The organism is Cryobacterium sp. M15, assembly GCF_002929675.1.
Taxonomy (GTDB): Bacteria; Actinomycetota; Actinomycetes; order Actinomycetales; family Microbacteriaceae; genus Cryobacterium; species Cryobacterium lyxosi.
This window is the reverse complement of sequence record NZ_PJJW01000039.1, coordinates 198,626-219,111: the sequence shown is the minus strand read 5'-3', so window position 1 is coordinate 219,111 and position 20,486 is coordinate 198,626. Positions and strand designations below refer to the sequence as shown.

17 protein-coding genes are annotated in these 20,486 nt (G+C 65.1%); 9 read left to right on the top strand and 8 right to left on the bottom strand.

The features are described from left to right. Window positions 1–3: 3 nt before the first annotated feature. Together ilvD and CXY83_RS12380 are read right to left on the bottom strand one after the other, a co-directional pair. Window positions 4–1,698: a dihydroxy-acid dehydratase gene (ilvD, locus tag CXY83_RS12385; protein WP_104197633.1), complete on the bottom strand. Its 1,695-nt coding sequence runs from the start codon at window positions 1,696–1,698 to the stop codon at window positions 4–6. A gap of 31 nt (window positions 1,699–1,729) precedes the next feature. Next, window positions 1,730–4,000 carry a bifunctional alpha,alpha-trehalose-phosphate synthase (UDP-forming)/trehalose-phosphatase gene (locus tag CXY83_RS12380; RefSeq protein ID WP_104197632.1) on the bottom strand — a complete coding sequence of 757 codons (2,271 nt, stop codon included), beginning with the start codon at window positions 3,998–4,000 and terminating at the stop codon, window positions 1,730–1,732. 105 nt (window positions 4,001–4,105) lie between these two features. Here CXY83_RS12380 and CXY83_RS12375 point away from each other — a divergent pair, with 105 nt between their 5' ends. From CXY83_RS12375 to CXY83_RS18185, 8 genes are all read left to right on the top strand, one after another. Continuing rightward, on the top strand, window positions 4,106–4,294 hold the full coding sequence (locus CXY83_RS12375) for a hypothetical protein (protein ID WP_104128266.1): 189 nt from the start codon (window positions 4,106–4,108) through the stop codon (window positions 4,292–4,294). A gap of 116 nt (window positions 4,295–4,410) precedes the next feature. Then, a complete protein-coding gene (locus CXY83_RS12370; RefSeq protein WP_104197631.1) occupies window positions 4,411–4,965 on the top strand; it encodes a hypothetical protein in 555 nt (184 codons plus the stop codon). Window positions 4,966–5,035: 70 nt separating this feature from the next. Beyond that, window positions 5,036–6,811: a glycoside hydrolase family 15 protein gene (locus CXY83_RS12365; RefSeq protein ID WP_104197630.1), complete on the top strand. Its 1,776-nt coding sequence runs from the start codon at window positions 5,036–5,038 to the stop codon at window positions 6,809–6,811. Between the two features lie 86 nt (window positions 6,812–6,897). Continuing rightward, window positions 6,898–7,500, top strand: coding sequence for a biotin transporter BioY (locus tag CXY83_RS12360; protein ID WP_104197629.1), 603 nt, complete (start codon window positions 6,898–6,900; stop codon window positions 7,498–7,500). Next, the gene (locus tag CXY83_RS12355) at window positions 7,497–8,177 is read left to right on the top strand and encodes an ABC transporter ATP-binding protein (RefSeq protein WP_104197628.1); all 681 of its coding nucleotides are present in this window, start codon (window positions 7,497–7,499) and stop codon (window positions 8,175–8,177) included. Before CXY83_RS12360 ends, CXY83_RS12355 begins: the two co-directional genes overlap by 4 nt. Before the next feature lie 10 nt (window positions 8,178–8,187). Continuing rightward, window positions 8,188–8,781 (top strand): energy-coupling factor transporter transmembrane protein EcfT, encoded by a 594-nt coding sequence (locus CXY83_RS12350; RefSeq protein WP_104197627.1) that lies wholly within the window; start codon window positions 8,188–8,190, stop codon window positions 8,779–8,781. Window positions 8,782–8,931: 150 nt separating this feature from the next. Then, window positions 8,932–9,933 carry an FKBP-type peptidyl-prolyl cis-trans isomerase gene (locus CXY83_RS12345; protein WP_104197626.1) on the top strand — a complete coding sequence of 334 codons (1,002 nt, stop codon included), beginning with the start codon at window positions 8,932–8,934 and terminating at the stop codon, window positions 9,931–9,933. Window positions 9,934–10,095: 162 nt separating this feature from the next. Next, window positions 10,096–10,515, top strand: coding sequence for a DUF1801 domain-containing protein (locus tag CXY83_RS18185; protein WP_104197625.1), 420 nt, complete (start codon window positions 10,096–10,098; stop codon window positions 10,513–10,515). A gap of 20 nt (window positions 10,516–10,535) precedes the next feature. On the opposite strand, the gene CXY83_RS12335 is transcribed toward CXY83_RS18185, so the two are convergent. From CXY83_RS12335 to CXY83_RS12315, 5 genes are all read right to left on the bottom strand, one after another. Continuing rightward, on the bottom strand, window positions 10,536–12,755 hold the full coding sequence (locus CXY83_RS12335; protein WP_104197624.1) for an alpha-galactosidase: 2,220 nt from the start codon (window positions 12,753–12,755) through the stop codon (window positions 10,536–10,538). 13 nt (window positions 12,756–12,768) lie between these two features. Continuing rightward, window positions 12,769–14,100, bottom strand: a complete 1,332-nt coding sequence (locus CXY83_RS12330) for an extracellular solute-binding protein (RefSeq protein ID WP_104197623.1) — start codon at window positions 14,098–14,100, stop codon at window positions 12,769–12,771. 86 nt (window positions 14,101–14,186) lie between these two features. Then, on the bottom strand, window positions 14,187–15,104 hold the full coding sequence (locus tag CXY83_RS12325; RefSeq protein ID WP_369831160.1) for a carbohydrate ABC transporter permease: 918 nt from the start codon (window positions 15,102–15,104) through the stop codon (window positions 14,187–14,189). Continuing rightward, on the bottom strand, window positions 15,101–16,060 hold the full coding sequence (locus tag CXY83_RS12320) for a carbohydrate ABC transporter permease (RefSeq protein ID WP_104197622.1): 960 nt from the start codon (window positions 16,058–16,060) through the stop codon (window positions 15,101–15,103). Before CXY83_RS12320 ends, CXY83_RS12325 begins: the two co-directional genes overlap by 4 nt. Then, the gene (locus CXY83_RS12315; RefSeq protein ID WP_104197621.1) at window positions 16,057–18,093 is read right to left on the bottom strand and encodes a beta-galactosidase; all 2,037 of its coding nucleotides are present in this window, start codon (window positions 18,091–18,093) and stop codon (window positions 16,057–16,059) included. Before CXY83_RS12315 ends, CXY83_RS12320 begins: the two co-directional genes overlap by 4 nt. Before the next feature lie 178 nt (window positions 18,094–18,271). Between CXY83_RS12315 and CXY83_RS12310 the strand changes: the two genes are divergently transcribed. Further along, window positions 18,272–19,294 carry a LacI family DNA-binding transcriptional regulator gene (locus CXY83_RS12310; protein ID WP_104197620.1) on the top strand — a complete coding sequence of 341 codons (1,023 nt, stop codon included), beginning with the start codon at window positions 18,272–18,274 and terminating at the stop codon, window positions 19,292–19,294. A gap of 181 nt (window positions 19,295–19,475) precedes the next feature. On the opposite strand, the gene CXY83_RS12305 is transcribed toward CXY83_RS12310, so the two are convergent. Continuing rightward, on the bottom strand, window positions 19,476–20,372 hold the full coding sequence (locus CXY83_RS12305) for a glycine betaine ABC transporter substrate-binding protein (RefSeq protein WP_104197619.1): 897 nt from the start codon (window positions 20,370–20,372) through the stop codon (window positions 19,476–19,478). Window positions 20,373–20,486 lie beyond the last annotated feature (114 nt).

Here is a 20,486-nt window from a genome sequence, read left to right as displayed (position 1 = left end):
AGATCACCCAGTGATGGCGCCTTCGGCGGCTGAGTGCACGAGCTTGGCGTATTTGGCGAGGACGCCACGGGTATAACGCGGGGGAAGCGGCGCCCAGCCTTCTCGGCGGGCGGCCAACTCAGCAGGTGCGACCAGTAGGTCAAGCGTGCGAGCTGCGATATCGACCCGTATCAGATCCCCATCGCGCACGAAGGCGATTGGACCTGCGTCCACCGCTTCGGGTGCTATGTGGCCGATGCACAGTCCGGTTGTGCCGCCTGAGAATCGACCGTCCGTTAATAGTAGTACATCGGAGCCGAGCCCTGCGCCCTTGATGGCGGCGGTAATCGAGAGCATCTCGCGCATTCCCGGCCCGCCCTTCGGGCCTTCATAGCGGATGATGACAACGTCACCCTTGTAGATCTTGCCTTCAGTCAGGGCATCCATCGCCGCGCGCTCCCGCTCGAAGACCCGTGCCGGTCCCTCGAAGACTGCGGCATCGAATCCGGCGGTCTTGACCACGGCACCCTCCGGCGCAAAGGTGCCCTTGAGGATGGTGATGCCACCGCTCTTGTGAATGGGGTTGTCGAGCGTTCGCAGCACCTCCCCGTCGAGGTCGGGCGGGTCGATCTCGGCGAGGTTCTCGGCCACGGTCTTGCCGGTCACGGTGAGCGCGTCGCCGTGAATGAGGCCGGCTTCGAGCAGCGCGCGCATGACGACGGGAACGCCGCCCTGACGGTCGACATCGTTCATGACGTACTTGCCGAAGGGCTTGAGGTCGCCAATGTGCGGAACCTGGTCGCCAATGCGGTTGAAGTCGTCGAGGGTGAGTTCGACCTCGGCCTCACGGGCGATGGCGAGCAGGTGCAGTACGACGTTGGTCGAGCCACCGAAAGCCATGGCCACGGCAATGGCGTTCTCAAACGCCTTGCGGGTGAGAATGTCGCGAGCGGTGATGCCGAGGCGCAGCATGTTGACGACGGCTTCGCCCGAGCGGCGGGCGAAATAGTCGCGACGACGGTCAGCGGATGCCGGGCTCGCCGAGCCGGGCAGGCTCATCCCGAGGGCTTCTGCGACGCTGGCCATGGTGTTCGCGGTGTACATGCCGCCGCAGGCACCCTCGCCGGGAGCAAACGCGCACTCGATGCGCTTGGCATCCGCTTCGCTCATGCGTCCCGCTTTCACCGCGCCGACGGCTTCGAACGAGTCGATGATGGTGATGTCTTTTTCGGTGCCGTCGGAGAGTTTGACCCAGCCCGGCGCAATAGATCCGGCGTAGAGGAACACGCTCGCGAGGTCGAGTCGAGCGGCGGCCATGAGCATGCCGGGCAGCGATTTGTCGCAGCCGGCGAGCAGCACGCTGCCATCGAGACGTTCGGCCTGCATGACGACCTCGACCGAGTCAGCGATGACTTCCCGGGAGACGAGGGAGAAGTGCATGCCTTCGTGACCCATCGATATGCCGTCGGAGACCGAGATGGTACCGAACTGCAGCGGGTAGCCGCCGCCGGAGTGCACGCCCTCCTTCGCCGCCTGCGCCAGGCGGTCGAGCGAGAGGTTGCACGGTGTGATCTCGTTCCACGAGCTCGCAATACCGATCTGGGGCTTGTCCCAGTCCGCATCGCCCATCCCGACTGCACGGAGCATTCCACGAGATGTGGTGGCCTCGATCCCATCGGTGACGTCGCGGCTACGGGGTTTCACATCGATCTCAGACATACTTCCGAGTCTAGAACCTTGCCGAGCCGGGTTAACCCGCCTGGGCAGCCCGAAGCTCCGCGATACGCACCAGCACTTGGGTAACCTCGTGCGGGCTGCGCACCCGGTAATTCGCGAGGGTGGCACCCTGCCCGATTTTGAGCCCAAGGTCGTCGTCACGCAAAGCGCCGAAGGCATCCTCGTCGGTCACGTCATCACCGGCGTAGAACACACGGTCGGCGCCGGTGTAGTCGCGCAGCTTCTTCAGGGCGTCGCCCTTGGTGCTCGACCGCACCGAGAATTCGAGCACGTTCTTACCTTCTCGAACGGTCAGCCCGGGCAGCTGATCGCCCAGTTGCTCGCGGGCCTGACGTTCGGCTCTCTCGCCGTCTTCGTCGGTTGCGAGGCGAGTGTGCAGGGCCATGCCAGCGGGCTTGCGCTCGATTGTGGTGCCGGCGATCCCGCCAGAGATGCTCTCGAGCACCCGGGCGAGGGTATCGAGTTGCTCGAGCTCGGTGGAAAGCAGGTTGAGCTCGATCTCGGGGGTGTCCAGCTGCACCTCGATGCCGTGCGAGCCAGTGAGCAGCACCGAACTCTGCGGCTGGGCAACGTGTTGCAGGCTCACCAGGGCTCGTCCGGAGACGAGGGCGACTCGCACCCCCGGCAGGTCGAGCAGGGCCTGCACGGCTTCCCGGTTGCCGGCGATGGCACGGGCGTCTTCGGGATGGTCGACGTGGGGCGCCAGGGTGCCGTCGAAGTCGAGGGCGATGAGCAGGTTCCCGGCGCCGGCAATGCTCTGCAGTGCCAGGTCGAGGTCGTCGGGGATTCCGGCGGGCACGGCGGCGCCGCCGGTGAGCGCTCTCAAGAAGGAAGCCGACCAGACGGCGACATCGTTCTCGGCGACTTTGCGTCGCAACGACCGCATGCGGCGCGTACGCTCCCGTTTGGGCATCTCGATCGCCCGCACGATGGCATCCTTGGTACCGTCAATGTCGTGCGGATTGATGAGAATCGCCTGTTTGAGTTCATCGGCGGCGCCGGCGAACTCGCTCAACACAAGCACTCCGTCAACGTCGAAACGCGCGGCCACATACTCTTTGGCGACCAGGTTCATGCCGTCGCGCAAGGCGGTGACGAGCATGACATCGGCGGCGAGGTACATCGCGACCATCTCTTCGCGCGGATAACTGTGGTGGTGGTAGCTGATAGCGATGTGACTGATAGTGGAGAAATCGCCGTTGAGCCGGCCGACAGCGAGCTCGATCTCGTCGCGCAGGGCCATATAGGTACTGACGCGTTCGCGTGATGGGCTGGCAACCTGCACCAGGGTGACGTCTTCAACGCTCAACCGGCCGTCGGCGAGCAGCTCACCAAAGGCCTTGATGCGGTGGCCGATGCCCTTGGTGTAGTCGAGCCGGTCGACGCCGAGCATCAGTGTTTTGGGGTTGCCGAGATCTTCGCGAATTTGGCGAGCCCTGGCTTGAATGTCGGGGCGCCGGGCGAGTTCTTCGTAGCCGGCCGAGTCGATCGAGATGGGAAAGTGTTTGGCGATGACGCGGCGGGAGTCCCCATTCTGGCCGGTCTCACTGGTCGGCACGTCGATGACGACGCCGCGGGTGGGGTAGCCGTAAAGACGACGTACCGCTTGGGAGAAGTTACCGGCGTCAGCACTGCGCTGGAAGCCGATCACGTCAGCGCCGAGCAGTCCGTGCAGAATCTGTTTGCGCCAGGGCAACTGCGCATAGATTCCATATGGCGGAAAGGGAATGTGATTGAAGAAACCGATGACGAGGTCGGGGCGGGCTTCGCGCAGCATGCGCGGCACAAGCTGCAGCTGGTAGTCGTGTACCCAGACCGTTGCACCCGGGGCAGCAACTGCAGCAGCCGCCGCTGCGAATCGGCGGTTGACGGTGATGTACGCCTCCCACGTTTCGCGGTGAAAGCTCGGCGGAGCGATAACGTCGTGGTACAGCGGCCAGAGCGTGTCGTTGGAAAAGCCCTCATAGTAATCTTCGATGTCGGCTTCATCGAGCCGCACCGGCACGAGCGAGATCCCGTCATTTTCGAACGGTTCGAAATCGCGGGCGGCGACACCCGGCCAGCCGACCCAGGCTCCATGCGAGGAACGCATCAGCGGTTCAAGCGCGGTGACCAGCCCTCCGGGCGACGTGCGCCAGGTGATGGCGCCATCCTCGGCCTCTTCGTAATCTACCGGTAGCCGGTTGGAGACGACGACGAACGTGTACGTGCCAGCGGGGGCAGGCGCGGGCGCTACGGGGGGCGGGTCGACCAGGGACCGTGTGGGCTCGGCTGAAGTTGTAATGGATCATCCGTTCCGGGCACACCCGAGGTGCACACCTCTGTTGCAGCCCCAAGGTTACCAGTCGGACCACGCCTATTCCCGGGTAACCTGATGCCGGAGGAACACATGCGAAAATTCTTGTTCAGCAGTGCAATGATCGGCGTTATCGCCGGTGGTTGGAACACCGTCCAGGCCACGCGGCACGGCCCGCGGGACTGGCGTCTCGTGATGCTGTGGCTCGGTTGGGGCCTGAGCGCCGCCGTCGCCATCGGCACGGTCATCGAAGACGCGAATAAACGTCAGGTCGAGAGCTGAATTCAGCTCCCAATCGGCGTGTTCGGCGGCGTGTCCCCCGGTAAGTCGACGACTTTTCACCGAAAATGTAGAGCGGCTCATTTCAGCTGCACACGCGCACCAGAAAGGGGCTTGTCATGTTTGGTCGTCGACGCCGACGTTTGGCCGCAAGTGCGGCGCTGAGCGTCGCCTCCACCCCGGTGCTGCGCGACGAACAGATTTTCGAACTGCTGCACGACAAGCTCACGGCGTTGGTCGGTGAGCACGGCGCCTGGACGCTGGTGGCCCGCAGCGCGGACGACACCGAGGTCATTTTTCACGGGTTGAAAGCCAGGGCGATCGCGACCGAGCTGACCGACGCGATCACCACCCAACAAGCCGTCCTGCGCGGCGAGAGCAGCGGTGAGCCGACCGCCCTGACCTGGTCTCCCGCGCCAATCACGACCTGGAGCGAACCAGCCGCGAGCCAGGCCCCGGCACGGGGCGCTGCACCAATCAACGCTGCACCAACCAACGCTGCCCTGGCCAGCGCGGCCTCGGTCAGCACTGCCTTCGCCGACACTGCCTCGGTGGACGCCCTGCTCGCCGAGGCCACGTCGGTTGAACCGAACGACGACGACCTGGCTGCGGCCTCCGCTGCCTGGATTGACAAGGCCTCCGCAACGCTCGCATCGGCCCGCCTCGTCGTCTAACCGCATCAGCAACAATCGATGATGCCCGATCGTCGGCGAATTCTCACCCTGTTGCTGACAGGATGGCCTGATGGCACTCAATATCGAGGACTACGCGCTCATCAGCGATTGCCATTCGGCGGCCCTCGTAGGTCGGGACGGCAGCATCGACTGGCTCTGCCTGCCACGCTACGATTCCGCTTCGATGTTCGGAGCCCTACTCGGCGACGAGAACCACGGCCGATGGCTGCTGGCACCGGCCGACGAGGAAGCCACCGCAGCCCGCAGCTATCAGGGTGACACCTTCGTGCTGTCGACCGTGTGGACCACGAAAACAGGCCAGGTCGAGGTACTCGACTTCATGCCGCACGGCAACGGCCGGGCCGATCTGGTGCGCCGGGTGCGCGGCATCAGCGGCACGGTGCACATGACCCAGGATTTCCGCATCCGCTTTGGCTATGCCACGACGATCCCGTGGGTGCGCCAGCTCAAGGGCGAGTCGGTGCACGGCCTCGTGGCGATCGCCGGGCCCGACGCGATCGTGGTGCGCGGCCCTGCCCTGCGCGCCTCCGACCACCGCCACGTGTCCCATTTCGACGTCACCGCTGGCGACACGGTCGACGCCCATCTGACCTGGTATCCCTCGCACCGGGATACTCCACCCGCCATCGACATCGATGCCGTCCATGCCTCGACCTGCGCCTGGTGGCAGAAATGGGCGTCGAGTTGCAGCCACGAGGGCCCCTTACGCGCCCAGGTGGTTCGTTCCCTGCTCGTGCTGCGGGCGCTGACGCATGAGCGAACCGGCGGCATTGTGGCAGCCGCGACTACTTCTCTGCCCGAGCAGATCGGGGGCACCCGCAACTGGGACTATCGCTATGTCTGGCTCCGCGACGCCTCGCTCACGCTCGAGGTTTTACTCAGCCACGGCTACGAGGTGGAGGCCGACGGCTGGCGGGCCTGGCTGCTTCGCGCCATTGCCGGCGACCCGGGCGACGTGCAGATCATGTACGGGCTCTCCGGCGAGCGCTACCTGCCCGAACACGAACTGACCGCCCTGCCCGGCTACCAGGGCTCCTCCCCCGCGCGCGCGGGTAACGGCGCGGTCGACCAGTTCCAATCCGACGTGATCGGCGAGGTCATGGTGGCCCTGCATGCAGCCCGCGCTGCGGGCGTGCGCGAGAACGAGTTCTCCTGGCCGCTGCAGCGCGCCCTCATGAGCTTTCTCGAGAAGAACTGGCGCCGCGCCGACCAGGGCATCTGGGAAGTACGCGGCCAAGCGCGCGAATTCACCCACTCGCGGGTGATGGTCTGGGCCGCCTTCGACCGCGCCGTGCGCGGCATCGAAGAGTACGGCCTCGACGGTCCGCTCGACCGTTGGAGGACCCTGCGCGACGAGGTGCGCACCGACATCGAGACTCGCGCTTTTGACGCGGATCGAAATAGCTATGTGCAGTACTGCGGCAGCACCGAAGTGGATGCCTCGCTCCTCGTACTCCCGCAGGTCGGCTTTTGTGCGCCCACCGATCCACGCATGCTCGGCACGGTGGCTGCGATCGAGGCAGACCTCATGCGAGATGGGCTGCTGCTGCGTTACCGCACCCACGCCGCGGTGGACGGATTGCCGCCGGGTGAGCATCCGTTTCTGGCCTGTTCCTTCTGGCTGGTCGAGCAATACGCCAAGTCGGGACGACGTGAAGACGCCAATGCGCTCATGAATCGACTGCTCGGCTTCGTGAACGATGTCGGGCTGCTCTCCGAGGAGTACGACGTGACCAGCGGGCACCAGATGGGCAACACCCCGCAAGCGCTCTCACACCTGGCCCTGGTGCGGGCAGCGGATGCGATTGAGGCTGCTGGCTCGTGATCCCGATCACGACCTCTACAGTTCGCGGTGTTTTGTTGTAGATATTCTTCAGCGGCGGGTGGACGCCGAATTCTAGATTTAAAACCATGACCGACACCGCACGTTCGAGCGCCCCGACGAAGCGCATCATGCCCGCCCGTGATCTTGCCCAGATCGCTATCTTCGCCGCCCTCATCGCGGCGCTCGGCCTGCCGGGACCCCTCAACATCGGGCCGGTGCCGATCACCATGCAGACCCTCGGCGTGATGCTTGCCGGGGCTATTCTCGGCCCGCGCAAGGGAACCCTCGCCGTACTGTTGTTTCTCGTTCTGACGGCGGTGGGTCTCCCCCTGCTCGCCGGCGCTCGCGGCGGCATCGGCGTCTTCACAGTCAGTCCGGCCGCTGGCTACCTGTACGGCTGGCTGCTCGGTGCCTTCGTCACCGGATACCTCACCGCCCGCCTGCTGCCGAAATACCCGTTTTGGCCCGCTCTCGGCGCCACGATTCTCGGCGGCATCGTCGCCGTCTACCTGGTTGGTATTCCCGTCATGGCCCTCAACCTCGGCCTGCCACTCGTGACCACGATCGGCCTGAACCTCGCATTCATACCCGGAGACCTGATCAAGGTCATCGTGACCGTGCTGGTCGCCCGCCAGGTGCACAAGGCCTACCCTGGCCTCATCGCGAAGGGTCGCCGGCCGGTAGCGTGAGCACCATACGCTTCGACCAGGTCGGGCAGTCATTCGGTGAGCGCAGGGTGCTGCGCAACGTGAATCTCAGCCTGACCGAGCACCGCATCGGTATCGTCGGCGCGAACGGCTCGGGTAAATCCACGCTCGTGCGCATGATCAATGGACTCGTCACTCCAACGAGCGGCACCGTGACGGTGGACGGGCTCGACGTGGCCCGCCATGCTCGCGACGTACGCCGCAAGGTGGGGTTCATTTTCACGAATCCCGACAACCAGATCGTGATGCCCACCGTGCAGGAAGACGTGGCGTTCACCCTGCGTCGACGCGGTCTCTCCCCCGCCGAGATCGCCGAGCGCACGGCGGCCACCCTGGAACAGTTCGGTTTGAGCGAGCACGCCGAGCAACCGGCGCACCGCCTCTCCGGCGGGCAGAAGCAACTGCTCGCCCTCGCCGCCGTTTTGGTGGCACGTCCGGCCACGATCGTTGCCGACGAACCGACGACCCTGCTCGATGCCCGAAATGCCCGGCGCATCGGAGAGCTACTGCACACGCTTCCCCAGCAGGTCATCGTCGTCACCCACCACCTGCACCTGGTCGAAGAATTCGACCGCGTGATCGTGATCGAGGAAGGCACGGTCGTCGCTGACGGCGCACCCGAGCAGTCCCTGGCGGCGTACCGCGCCCTGCTGCAGTGAGCAGCGGCACATGATCGGCCTCTACAGCCCCGGCACCTCGCTCATTCACCGGGCGCCCACCCTGCTCAAACTGTTTCTGCTCTCGCTCTGCGTCGTTCTGATCGGAATCTCGCCCAATCCGTGGGTCGTCGGCGGCGCGGCGGCCGGCGTCGTGCTTTTGTTTGTGATGGCGCGAGTTCCGGTGCGAGCGGCCATAGCCCAGATCGCCCCGATTCTGCTGATCCTGCTGGTCGCGGTCCCCATCCAGGGATTGCTCTCCGGCTGGATGGTCGCCGCTCTGATGGCTGGCCGTCTGCTCGTGGCAGTGGCCCTTGCCGCCCTGTTCACGATGACCACGACGGTCACCGCCGTGCTCGAAGCGTTCCAGGCCCTGCTGCGACCGTTCCGCCGGTTCATCGACGCCGACCGGGTGGGGTTGCTCGTCGCGCTCACCATTCGCTGCATTCCGTTGGTGAGCGACATCGTGCGCGAGGTGCTCGAGGCCCGCACGGCCCGCGGTACGCGGGGTTCGCTCCTGTCGATCGCCGTTCCGGTGGTGGTGCGCTCGCTCTACGCAGCGGATGCCCTGGGTGAGGCCCTGATCGCCCGCGGTCTCGACGACTGACTCTCGCCTGTTCGGTCGCCACGCCGAGGCCTCCACTCAGCCCGTTCTGAGGCGAAGCGTGGCAGAGTAGGATTTTGGGCGTTCGCGCCACCCAGACATTCACCCGATCCGTGCCTGCCTGTCTGCAGCCACGTTCTCGAAAGAGGCCCCGTGTCGAAGATTCCCGCCCTGCTCGCCATCGTTGGCCTGACGCTCGCGCTGACCGCTTGCGGAAGCAGCGATACGCCCCAGCCAACGGATGCCGCTCCCGCGGCCGATGCTGCCTTTGCCGAATGCACCTCCCCGGGCAAGATCTCGGACGCCGTCGATGTGACCGGCGACTTCGGCGGCGTTCCCACCGTGGACTTCGCGGAGCCGCTTGACCCCTCGTCCACCCAGCGCACGGTGGCGATCAAGGGAACCGGCACCACCGAGGCTGGCGGCGGTTCCTTGGTAGCTGCCTCACTCTCGGTGTACAACGGAACCACCGGCGCCGTCGTGCAGGAAACGAAGTACCCGACCGACGGGTCCAGTGAAACCATCACCGTCGGTGATACCTTCCTGCCGGGACTCGTGCGGGCCGTCAACTGTGCCGTTGAAGGCGACCGCATCGTGACGGTCAGTACGACCGAAGACGCCTTCGGCACCACGGGCGCATCCGAGATCGGAATCGCAGCGGGTGACTCGGTTGTCTTCGTCATCGACGTCATCTCGGTTACCAACCTCGCCGACCGTGCCGACGGTGTCGACCAGCCCGCCGTCGACGGTCTTCCCACCGTCACACTCGCCAAGGATGGAGCCCCAACCATCACCATCCCCGACACAGAAGCGCCAACCGAACTGAAGATCGCACCCTTGAAGCTGGGTGACGGAGCCGTGGTCGCCGATGGCGACACCGTATCGGTCGAATACACCGGTGTGATCTGGGCCAGCGGCAAAACCTTCGACTCCTCGTGGACCACGGTCGGACCGGCAACCTTCGCCACCAACCGGGTCGTTCCAGGCTTCGGCGCCGCGCTCGTCGGCCAGACCGTCGGATCCCAGGTGTTGGCGGTCTTGCCACCGGCCGAAGGCTATGGCGAAGCGGGCAACGACCAGGCTGGTATCAGCGGAACAGATACCCTCGTGTTCGTCGTCGACATTGTGGGCACTGCAGCGACTCCCGCCGCCTAACGCGGACGCCCGGCGCGCCGCCCATCGACCTTTCGGTTGGTGGGCGGCGTTTTTTCGTCTACTGACGAGCCGTTCCTGAGTGTCTACCCAGCCGCGCCGGGAGTTGACGTGAGAGTGTGGAGATACGGAACCAACTGCCCGGCAACGTGTCGGGCGTGATCTATCCCATCGAAAGAGGCTATCCACCTGGCATCCACACCCGCCCCCACTATCACGATCAAGCCAACGACCAAGCCGTCGAATATTGACGAGTACGTTGCCGTTCCCGCCGAGCCGCTCGCCAGCGTTGTTGACCTGCTGCGGGCCACGTTCGATCTGGGACTACCGGAAACCGCAACGGAACTGTGGCACGGGCATCCGGTCTGGCTCGACGACGACGTGCCGGTCGCCGGATTCAAGGCCTACCCGACCTTTGTGACCGTGTTGTTCTGGCGCGGCCAGGCCATCACCGATGATTCGGGCAAGCTCAACGCGAGCGGGTCGGCGGAGATGAGCGAGTTCAAGCTGAAAAGCGTCGACGACTTCGACAGCGACCTGTTCGACGGTTGGCTGCGGCAGGTACGCGAGCTCGAAGCCGCGTAGCTCCCAGGGGTGAAAATCGCTCAGTCGACCGCGTCGACCGCGAAGAGGGCGGCCTGCTCCGGGGCAAGCAGCGCCGCGGGTAGCCCCATGAGAGCGAGCACCGCCCCGGTCAGCGTCACCGAACCACCGCCACTGGCAGCATCGGCGACGGTGGTGGAAGCTGCAGTCAGGCCTCCCAACGCGGCATGCCACGCTGGCGGTGTGTCCTGGATTGTGCGCGGAGAGCCGCCGAGTAGCAGGGGCGTCACTCGATAGCGCCGCTCGGGCGCGAGGCCGGGAAATCGCATCCGCTCCGGAACGGCGTCACGCGCGGCTGCGAGGGCCACCTGGGCGAAGAGGGCCGAATCCTGGTCGCGTGAGACGACGCCGTGCAGCACAAGGGCGGGGTCACTCGGGTCGGCCCGCACGACAACACCGGAGTGCAGCAGAGGGCGCAGCCGTTTGTAGTGCGTGATCCACTCGGTAATCTGCCCGAGCTCCTCGGCGCTCGCACCGACGAGATTCCACTCAATGCCGGCCGCACCGAACAGGGCCGTCGCCAGCCGAAAACTGAGCTCAGAGGTGCGTCCGGTGGTGTGCGCCGTGGCCGCGCCGAGATGCCCGCCGAGGTATTCCGGCGGCACGAGCACGCCCGTATATCGTTGGATCTGCTGTCGCTCGAGTGGGTCGTTGGTATCGCTGGTCCAGACCCGATCGACGCGCTCAAGGATTCCCAGGTCGATCCGGGCTCCCCCCGACGCACAGGACTCGATCTCGATGCCCGGGTGTGCCGCGCGCACCGCATCGATCAGACTGTATAGCGCCGCCGTCTGCCGGTGGGCAGAGCCAGCCAGCAGGTCGCGATTGTGGTCCCACTTTAGGTACGCGATCGGGTACTCCGTGAGCAAAGCGGTGAGGCGGGCGAATACCCAGGCAAAAGCTTCCGGGTGGCTCAGATCGAGCACACGCTGGAACCGCCAGGTCAGCGCCGGTGTTTCGGTGGCCGAGGGTTCCGGGACGCCGCCGAGCACCCACTCCGGGTGCGCACGGGCAACCTCCGAGTCGAGACTCACCATCTCTGGTTCGACCCAGAGGCCGAAATCCAGGCCGGCCGCGTGCACGTGTTCGATCAGCGGATGCAGGCCACTGGGCCACGTCACGGGGTCGACGAACCAGTCGCCGAGGGCACGGCGATCATCCCTGCGGCCCGTGAACCAGCCGTCATCGAGGACGAAACGTTCCACGCCGGTCTGCGCCCCGGCATCTGCAAGGCGCGCCAGGGTAGCCAGGTCATGCTCGAAATACACGGCCTCCCAAGTGTTCAGCACGACCGGGCGCGGCGTCCGAATGGTCGACCACGAGCGGATCCACGGATGCAGGCGCGCCGACAGCCCGTCGAGCCCGGCATCCGAGTACACGGCCACGGTCCACGGGGTGCTGTAGCTTGCACCGGCGGCCACACCCAGCTCGCCGGGAGCCAGCAATTCACCGCTTCCGAGCACCGAGAAGCCGAGGGGGCTGTTCTCAGCCCAGGCGCGCTTGTCACCGCTCCAGGCAAGGTGAGTGCACCAGACTTCACCCGAACGAAAACCGAATCCGGGCGTACCGGCCACCATGAGATAAGAGTCGTCATGCCCGGGGCGGCCGTGTCGAGACTCACGGCTCCACACGCCGTGGCCGAGCGTGCTTCGCTGCGGCCGACGCTCGTGAGTCCACAGCCCGGTGAAGTCAAGCAGTTCCCCGGCCCGACCGGGTACCGGCAGTATGACGTCGAGCGAACCCAGTTCGAAGGCTGCGTCGCCGGCGGTGGTACTCGTGTTGGTCACGGTGTGACGCAGCCGAAGCACCCCCTGAACCGAGATTTCAAGGTCGGTGCGCACGGAAATCTGGGCCGCGGCATCCGCCAGCAGGAGCGTCAGGGTCTGGGTTCCTGGCAATGCGAAGCGCCCCGTGGGGCGCTCGCCCGACCGAACGCCTACCAGGCGTAGATCAATGGCCGAGCCGCCCCGGCCGGGCCGGAAACCGCTGATTCCCGGTCGCCCGCTCCACCCCTGCGCGAGGGTGGGCAACAGGGTGAGCCGCAGGGGTACGTCAATCGAGCTTGGCGCGATCGACGGCACGGATGCGTCGGCCAACGTGGTCAGCAGGGCGTCGGTCAAATCGCCCAGGTCGGCACCCCAGTGCACGATGACGGGCACGCCCGTGCCGCGGGCATCCAGCACCAGGCTGGTGCCCGCGGCACGGAGGTAGGGAATCGACACAGTGGAGCTGATGCTACTTGTTGACCGGGATCGACTGTGCCTGGAGGGCGTCGATCGTGCTCTGCTGGGCGCTCGTGAGAGCACTCACCAGCGTGCCGTTGCCGGTGACTGCACCCTTGAAACCGTCGGAGGTGTCGTTATAGACCTGCGTCATGGTCGGGCCCCAGATGAAGTCGGGCGATACCTGGGCGGACGCCTCGGCGAACACATCGTAGATGGCCTGGCCGCCATAGAATTCGACGCCTTCCTTCAAAACCGGCAGTTCCAGGCCACTCTTGGCGGCCGGGTATAGGTTGGCCGATTTGTTCAGCATCGTGAGCGCCTCATCAGAGGTGTTCAGCCAGAGCGCGAACTGTGCAGCCTCGTAGGGGTGCTCGGAGCCTTTGAACACCGCGGTGGACGAGCCACCCCAGTTACCAGCGGCGCTCTCGCCATCGGCCCATTGCGGGGAGAGTGCGACGGACCAGTTGCCGGCGGTGTCTGGAGCACCGCTGGCGATGGAGTTCGCACCCCAGGCCGCCGAGTTCCAGGTCCAGTTGGATCCGGTGTTGTAGGCGTTATTCCACTCATCGGTCCACGGCGGGTTGGTCGAAACGAGATCGCGGTCGATCAGGTCCTGCCAGTAGTCGGCAACCTTGACCGACTCCGGGCTGGTCAGGTCGATGGTCCAGTTGTCACCGTCGTTCTCGAACCAGGTTCCGCCGGCCTGCCAGACGAATCCGGCAAACTGGTTGATGTCGCTCTGCGAGAAGTTGGTGATGTACCCGCCGGTGGCGCGCACGGCCTCCGCTGCAACGGCGAACTCTTCCCACGTGGTGGGGATCGCAATGTTGTTGGCCGCGAAGAGATCGGCGCGGTAGAACATCGCCATGGGGCCGGCATCCTGCGGGACCGCATAGACGGCGTCCGCTTCGCCGAAGTTGACTTGACCCCAGGTCCAGTCCACGAAGTCGTCCTGGGCGGCGAGTACACCCGCGCAGGAAGCGAGGTTGGTCAGGCCGTCCTGCACGCGGAAGTTGGGGAGGGCGTCGTATTCGATCTGGCCGAGGTCGGGCGCGTTGCCGGCCTTGAGCTGGTTGAAAAAGTTCTGGTAGGTGCCACCGTTTCCGTTCGGGCCGGTCTGCACCTTCACCTGAATGTCGGGGTTTTCATCGTTCCAGATCTTGACGACTTCCTCGATCCCCGGTATCCAGGTCGTAAAAGTCAGGTCGACCTTGCCGTCCGAGGGTGCACAGGCTGCGGCGTCGCCGCCGTCCTGTGTGGTCGAGCCTGACGCGCAGCCGGCCAGCACGACCGTGGCTGCGGTGAGCAAAGCGACGGTGACTGCTCTCTTCGTGATACGCATTGTCCTTCTTTTCTCTTGGTGGAGGGAACGAGCCGACTGGAATATCCGGCCGGGGTGGTGTGGCTGGGGTGGTCTGGCCGGGGTGGTTATTTCACGGAACCGGCGCTGAGGCCGCTGCGCCAAAAGCGCTGGAGCAGCAGGAAGATGATGATCAGCGGGATGATCGACAGCAGCGCGCCGATCAGCACGTAGTCGCGCAGCACGGGGATCTGGTTGACCTGCGAGTTCCAGGCGTAGAGGCCGAGCGTGACCGGGAACAGGGTTTCGTCGCGCAGCATGATCAGCGGCAGGAAGAAGTTGTTCCAGATGGCGACGAACTGGAAGAGGAAGACCGTGACCAGGGCGGGCACCATCATCCGCACCGAGACGGTGAAAAAGGTACGCAATTCGCCGGCGCCGTCGAGGCGGGCGGCCTCGATCAGTTCGTCGGGCACGCTGGCCGAAGCGTAGATGCGGGCGAGGTAGACCCCGAACGGGCTGACCAGGCTGGGCAGGAACACCGACCAGAACGTGTTCGTCAGGCTGATCTGGCTGAAGATCAGGAACAGCGGCAACGCCAGCGCCGTCGCGGGCACGAGAACCCCGCCGAGCACGACGTTGAAGATCAGTTCACGGCCCGGAAAATTGTATTTGGCCAGGGCGTACCCGCACATACCGGCGATGAGCGTACCCACGAGGGCGCCGCCACCGGCGTATAGCGCGCTGTTGAGCATCCACTTGAGGTAGACGCCGTCACGGTAGGCCACCAGGTTTGCCATGTTCTCGAACAGGGAGAAGTCGGCGAACCAGAGCGGGTTCGTGCTGTTGAACTGGGAGCGGTTCTTCGAGGCCGCGACCAGCAGCCACCAGATCGGAACCAGAAAGTAGAGCGTGAACACGCCCATGACGACCATGGCGCTGACCCGGGCGAACGGGCTCTCGCGCTGCGCGCGCGGCGTCTTACCCTCCAGGGAACGGATGCCGCGTGCCGGCTTGCCGTCAGTGGTGGTGCTCAGGGTGCTCACTTGGCTTCCTTCCGTTGGGTGAACTTCAGGAATGTGAACGACAGGATGAACGTCGCAAGGGCCAGCACTACTGAGAACGCCGCGGCCAGGTTGAAGTTTGGGATAGATGAGGTGGAGTAGACCGTCAGGTTCGGGGTGAACGTGCTGGTGACGGCCGAGCTGAAGCTGCGGAATACCTGGGGTTCGGCCAGCAGTTGCAGGGTGCCGATGATCGAGAAGATCGCGGTCAGGATGATGGCCGGCATGATCAGCGGGATCTTCACCGACCAGGCGATGCGGAGCTGGCCGGCGCCGTCGAGGCGGGCGGCTTCGTAGAGTTCAGCCGGGATTGCCAGCAGCGCCGAGTAGATGATGAGCATGTTGTAGCCCACGAATACCCAGGTGACGACGTTCGCAATGGCCCAGAGCACGAGGTCCGCCGAGAGAAAGTTGATGTTCTCGGTGACGGCACTGAACGGTGACAGGTTGGGTGAGTAGAGGTAGCCCCACATGATCGCGGCGATGACGCCGGGCACCGCGTAGGGAACGAAGAAAGCCAGCCGAAAGAACTTCTTGCCGCGCACGAGCGGCGAGTCCAGCAGCAGGGCGAACAGCAGCGCGAGTCCGAGCATGATCGGCACCTGCACGGCGCCGAAGGCGAGCACCCGGCCAATCGACGCCCAGAACGGCCCGTTCTGGAAGACCAGCATGTACTGGGTAAGTCCGCCGAAGACCTGGGTGGCCTGGCCGAAGGTGCCCTCACGCTCGATCACGAGCAGTGACTGGTAGATCGCATAGCCGATCGGCACCAGGTAGAACAGGGCGAACAGCGCGCCGAACGGGAGCACGAACGCGAGGATCGCTCCTTTGTGCTGCACGCGGGGCTTCGCTCCGGCGGCCTTGGCGGGCTGGGTGGCACGGGGCTTCCGGGCGGCGCTGCCCGGGGTTTCCGTCAAAGGAACGACAGGTGCGCTCATGATGCGGGGTCCTCTCTGATCACGCGGACGGCTCCGGCCGGCACGTGCACGATTCGACCGACGGGTGCGTCGGTGACGAGTTCGTGGCCGGAGGCCGGAAGCTCAACGTCGCCGTGACCGTGATTGATGATGAACAGGTAGCTGCCGGTGGAGTTCACTCGGCGAACGACCTCGATGGTTCCCGCGCTCTCCGGGCCAACCGCGGTGACGCGTGCCTCCTCGGCAATCGTGCGCACGAGGTCCCTCAGGGCACCGGCCTCCAGCGCGGTCGCAACATACCAGGCGGTGCCGTCTCCGTGCCCGTTGCGGGTGATGGCAGGGATGCCGGGCAGCGGCCCGTCAACATAGCGCGCCATCACCTCGGCGGTGTCGACCCGCAGGCGTTCGCTCCAGAGGCTCGCGCACGCGCCGGAGTCGAGGGTCAGAACGTGGCCGGGCAGCAGCGGGGCAAATTCTTCCACCGTGATGCCGAGGATCTCGCGGAACGCGCCGGGGTAGCCACCGGTGCGCACCCGGTCGTCTTCGTCGACGATGCCGCTGAAAAAAGTGATCAGGGCGTGGCCGCCGGCGGCGACATAGGAACCCAGGTTTTGGGCCTGCGCGTCAGAGACCAGGTAGAGGCACGGGGCGACGACGAGGCGGTAAGCGGAGAGGTCGGCGTCTGGCGAGACGATGTCGACCGTGACGCCGAGTTGGTGCAGAGCCGTGTAGGCGGCGTGCACCTGGTCGAGATAGCGCACCGCGTGGGAGGGACGGGATTCTCCGTCGCCGGCCCACCAGGCTTCCCAGCTGAAGATGATCGCGGCATCCGCGACGACCCGGCTGCCGGCGACCTCGGCGAGACGATCAAGGGTCGCCCCCAGGGCCACGACCTCGCGCCAGAGCACGGTGTCGGTGCCGGCGTGGGGCACCAGGGCGGAGTGGAACTTTTCCGACCCCTGCAGGGAGGCGCGCCATTGGAAGAAGCAGATACCATCGGCGCCACGGGCAACGTGGGCGAGGGAGTTGCGGGTCATCTCGCCTGCTGCCTTAGCCAGGTTGTGCGGCTGCCAGTTGACGGCGCCGGTGGCCTGTTCCATGAGCAGCCAGGGCTCCCCCTGGGCGAGCCCACGGGTGAGGTCGGCGGCGAAGGCGAGTTCGATGGCCGGGTCGGCGAGGCGGTGGTCGAGGTAGTGATCGTTGGCGATGATGTCCATGTCGCCGGCCCAGGACCAGTAGTCGAGGTTGCGGATGTGCGCCGTGACCATGAAATTGGTGGTCACGGCCACGTTGCTGTGGCGGCGCAGCACCGCGGTCTCGCGGCGGTAGTAGTCGAGCAGCTCGGCCGAACTGAACCGGTGGAAGTCAAGCACCTGGCCGGGGTTCCGGCTGGAGCGCGTGAGCCGCGGGGTGAGGATCTCGGACCACTGGCCGTAGCGCTGGCTCCAGAACGAGGTACCCCAGGCTGCGTTGAGAGCGTCGATCGTGCCGTAGCGCGCCTGCAGCCAGAGGCGGAACGCAGCCGCGGTGTCATCGCAGTAGCACAGCGCGTTGTGGCAGCCTAGTTCGTTGGACACATGCCAGAGGGCGATGGCCGGGTGGTGGCCGTAACGTTTGGCGACCTTCTCCACCAGGGCGAGCGCGTGCTCGCGGAACACGGCCGAACTCGGGCACCAAGCCTGCCGCCCGCCTGGGAATCGTGTGGTGCCGTCATCACTCACCGGGAGGATCTCGGGGTGCAGCGTGGTCAACCACGGCGGAGGCGACGAGGTTCCGGTACCGAGGTTGACCCGAATGCCGTTGCTGTGCAGGAGCTCGATGATCGTATCGAGGGTGTCGAAGTCATACTCCCCGGGGTACGGCTCGATGTCGCACCAGCCGAAGATGTTGATGGCCACCAGGTCGACGCCAGCCTCGTGCATGAGGCGCACGTCTTCGATCCAGACGCCCGGATCCCACTGCTGCGGGTTGTAATCGCAGCCGTAGGCGAACCCCTCGTGAACGAATGAGGTCACCGGAGCCGAACCGTTCGACGAGGCTGTTCGCGAATTCATGTGCTCCCTGACCGTGGTGTGCACGCCATGTTGGCGACACCGTGCTGACGACTCTGTGAACGCGCACAGAGTCGGGAGGAAAACTCACCATTGGGTTTTCTGTGAACGTACACAGATTAGGTACGTCCCGCCGGTCCTGTCAAGCGCGGCGTTCGTTCGGGAGCGTTATGGTTATCAAATGGTGACAATCCCGTCTCGACGCAAACGCGCGACGATCCACGATGTCGCTGTGGAGGCCGGCGTGTCCCGCGGCACGGTCAGCCGGGTCGTGAACAACGAGCCCTACGTCTCGGCTTCATCCCGGACCGCCATCGAAGCCGCCATCGAGAAGGTCGGCTATGTACCGAACAACGCCGCGCGCAGCCTGGTCATGCAGCGCTCGGAAGCGGTCGGCTTCATCGTGCACGAGCCACACTCGCTATTTCTGGATGACCCCAACATCGGCGGCATCCTGCTCGGGGCCAACACCGTGCTCTCCCGCTCGGATTACCAGATGGTCAGCCTCGTCATCGACTCCCAGCGCGACACCGACCGCGTCGCCCGCTACCTCAGCGGTGGTTTCGTCGACGGGGTCATCATCGTCTCCGCCCGCCAAGAAGACCCCATCACCCGAGTCATCGAGAAGCTGCGCCTTCCGGCCGCTTTCGTTGGACATCCGCCAGAGCAGAGCCCTCTGCCGTTCGTCGGAATCGACAACCGGGCATCGGCGCGCGCGATCACCGAACGCCTCATGCAAACCGGACGCCAGCACATCGGCATGGTTGCCGCCGCACTCGATCGCGATTCCGGCGCGGACCGCCTGGCTGGCTTTACGGATGCCCTGGGCGACCGTTTCGACCCTGCTCTCGTTGCCCGCGTACCGCTTTACACCTTTACCGATGGGGTGCAGGGCATGCGCGCACTGCTCGAACGCGACCCACTGATTGACGGGGTGTTCGCGGCTTCTGACGCCGTGGCTGCCGGAGCCCTCGAAGCGCTCCGCCAGGCCGGTCGCAGCGTGCCCGGTGACGTCGGTATCGTCGGATTTGACGACAGTTCCTGGGCGCTGCGCACCCAGCCACACCTGTCGACCGTGCACCAGCCAGCCTTCGGCCTGGGCGAGCGAGCAGCCGAGTGCGTGCTCGGCCAGCTGCGCGGTGAAGAGCAACCGGCCGACGGCATCCTGCTCGAGACCCCAATCATCTGGCGCGACTCGGCTTGATCGGTAAAGCCGGAGATTCCACGCCCGGCATGGCGTACACCGCTTCGGCTGTACCGGTGGTCACGACGACGACGTAGCAACACTCGCTATCCATTGGCAGGTTCTCCTGCGCCGCGCACAGCACAACGCAACGGCCCGCATATAAGGAGGACGCGGGCCGTTCGTCGTGCAGAAAGCGTGACTAGCTGGTGAGGCCGTCCACGTACTCTTGATTGTCTTCCATCCACTGGGCGACGATCGGGGCGTAGTCCTGGCCGTCGTAGTCGACGAACATGGCGTTCTCGAGCGAGTAAAGCATGTCCAGGTCCATCTCGAAGTTCTCAACCCAGCCGGCCGCCGTCGGGAACTCGGTCTTGAAGTCACTCTTGGCGTAAGAGTGGATGCTCTCGACACCACCGAGGGCGCCCTGCGGGTCCTCGAGGTTCTTGAGCGGGAACACACCATAGGCCCAGTGCGGTTCCCACAGGGTGACGACGATGTTCTCGCCGTTGTCGGTGGCCGTCTGTAATTCGGTCAGCATGGCCGCCGTCGACGAGGTGAGGTATTCCATGTCTTCGAGGCCGTAGCCCGGAATAACGTTGTCCGTGGTCGCGAGGGTCAAGCCGGCGCCGGGCTCGATGCCGACGATGCGGTTGCCGAACAGGTCGGCGTTGGCCGCGAGTTCCTCGAGCGAGTCGATCGGGGCATCCGCGTTGACGGCGATCGCGTTGCGAGACTCCTCGTTCCAGGCTCCGAGGTCGACGATCTTGTCGCCGTACTCGTCGAGGTACTCGGCGTGGGTGACCGGCAGCCAGACGTCCATGCTGAGGTCATAATCGCCCTCGGACAAGCCGAGATAGACCGGTGCGACATCTGCGTATTCGAGCTCGACGTTGTAGCCCTTGCCGTCGAGGATGGCCTTCCACAGGTGGGAAGCCGCGATACCTTCGTCCCAGCCGTTAAACACGGCGATCGACATGTTCTTGTTGTCGTCGTTGCCGTTTCCGACGGTTTCGGACTCTTCCGATGCAGCGCAGCCGGCGAGGGCAAGCATGCTGACTGCTCCGAAGGCAAGGATGGATTTAGAACGGTTCTTCATAGGTCTTCCTTTCGTGCCACCTGCTGTGGGTGACTGGGGTTGACTCGTGGTGCATATGGCGGGAGCCATACTGTGAACGGTTGCGGATGCAGCCGTAGATCCGTTGGGCTCGCG

Coding starts and splice junctions, on each gene's coding strand:
- CXY83_RS12360 (WP_104197629.1), top strand. CDS start 6,898: ATGACCGACACCGCACGTTCGAGCGCCCCGACGAAGCGCATCATGCCC.
- CXY83_RS12305 (WP_104197619.1), bottom strand. CDS start 20,372: ATGAAGAACCGTTCTAAATCCATCCTTGCCTTCGGAGCAGTCAGCATG.
- CXY83_RS12320 (WP_104197622.1), bottom strand. CDS start 16,060: ATGAGCGCACCTGTCGTTCCTTTGACGGAAACCCCGGGCAGCGCCGCC.
- CXY83_RS12350 (WP_104197627.1), top strand. CDS start 8,188: ATGATCGGCCTCTACAGCCCCGGCACCTCGCTCATTCACCGGGCGCCC.
- CXY83_RS12310 (WP_104197620.1), top strand. CDS start 18,272: ATGGTGACAATCCCGTCTCGACGCAAACGCGCGACGATCCACGATGTC.
- CXY83_RS12375 (WP_104128266.1), top strand. CDS start 4,106: ATGCGAAAATTCTTGTTCAGCAGTGCAATGATCGGCGTTATCGCCGGT.
- CXY83_RS12315 (WP_104197621.1), bottom strand. CDS start 18,093: ATGAATTCGCGAACAGCCTCGTCGAACGGTTCGGCTCCGGTGACCTCA.
- CXY83_RS12330 (WP_104197623.1), bottom strand. CDS start 14,100: ATGCGTATCACGAAGAGAGCAGTCACCGTCGCTTTGCTCACCGCAGCC.
- CXY83_RS12365 (WP_104197630.1), top strand. CDS start 5,036: ATGGCACTCAATATCGAGGACTACGCGCTCATCAGCGATTGCCATTCG.
- CXY83_RS12370 (WP_104197631.1), top strand. CDS start 4,411: ATGTTTGGTCGTCGACGCCGACGTTTGGCCGCAAGTGCGGCGCTGAGC.
- ilvD (WP_104197633.1), bottom strand. CDS start 1,698: ATGTCTGAGATCGATGTGAAACCCCGTAGCCGCGACGTCACCGATGGG.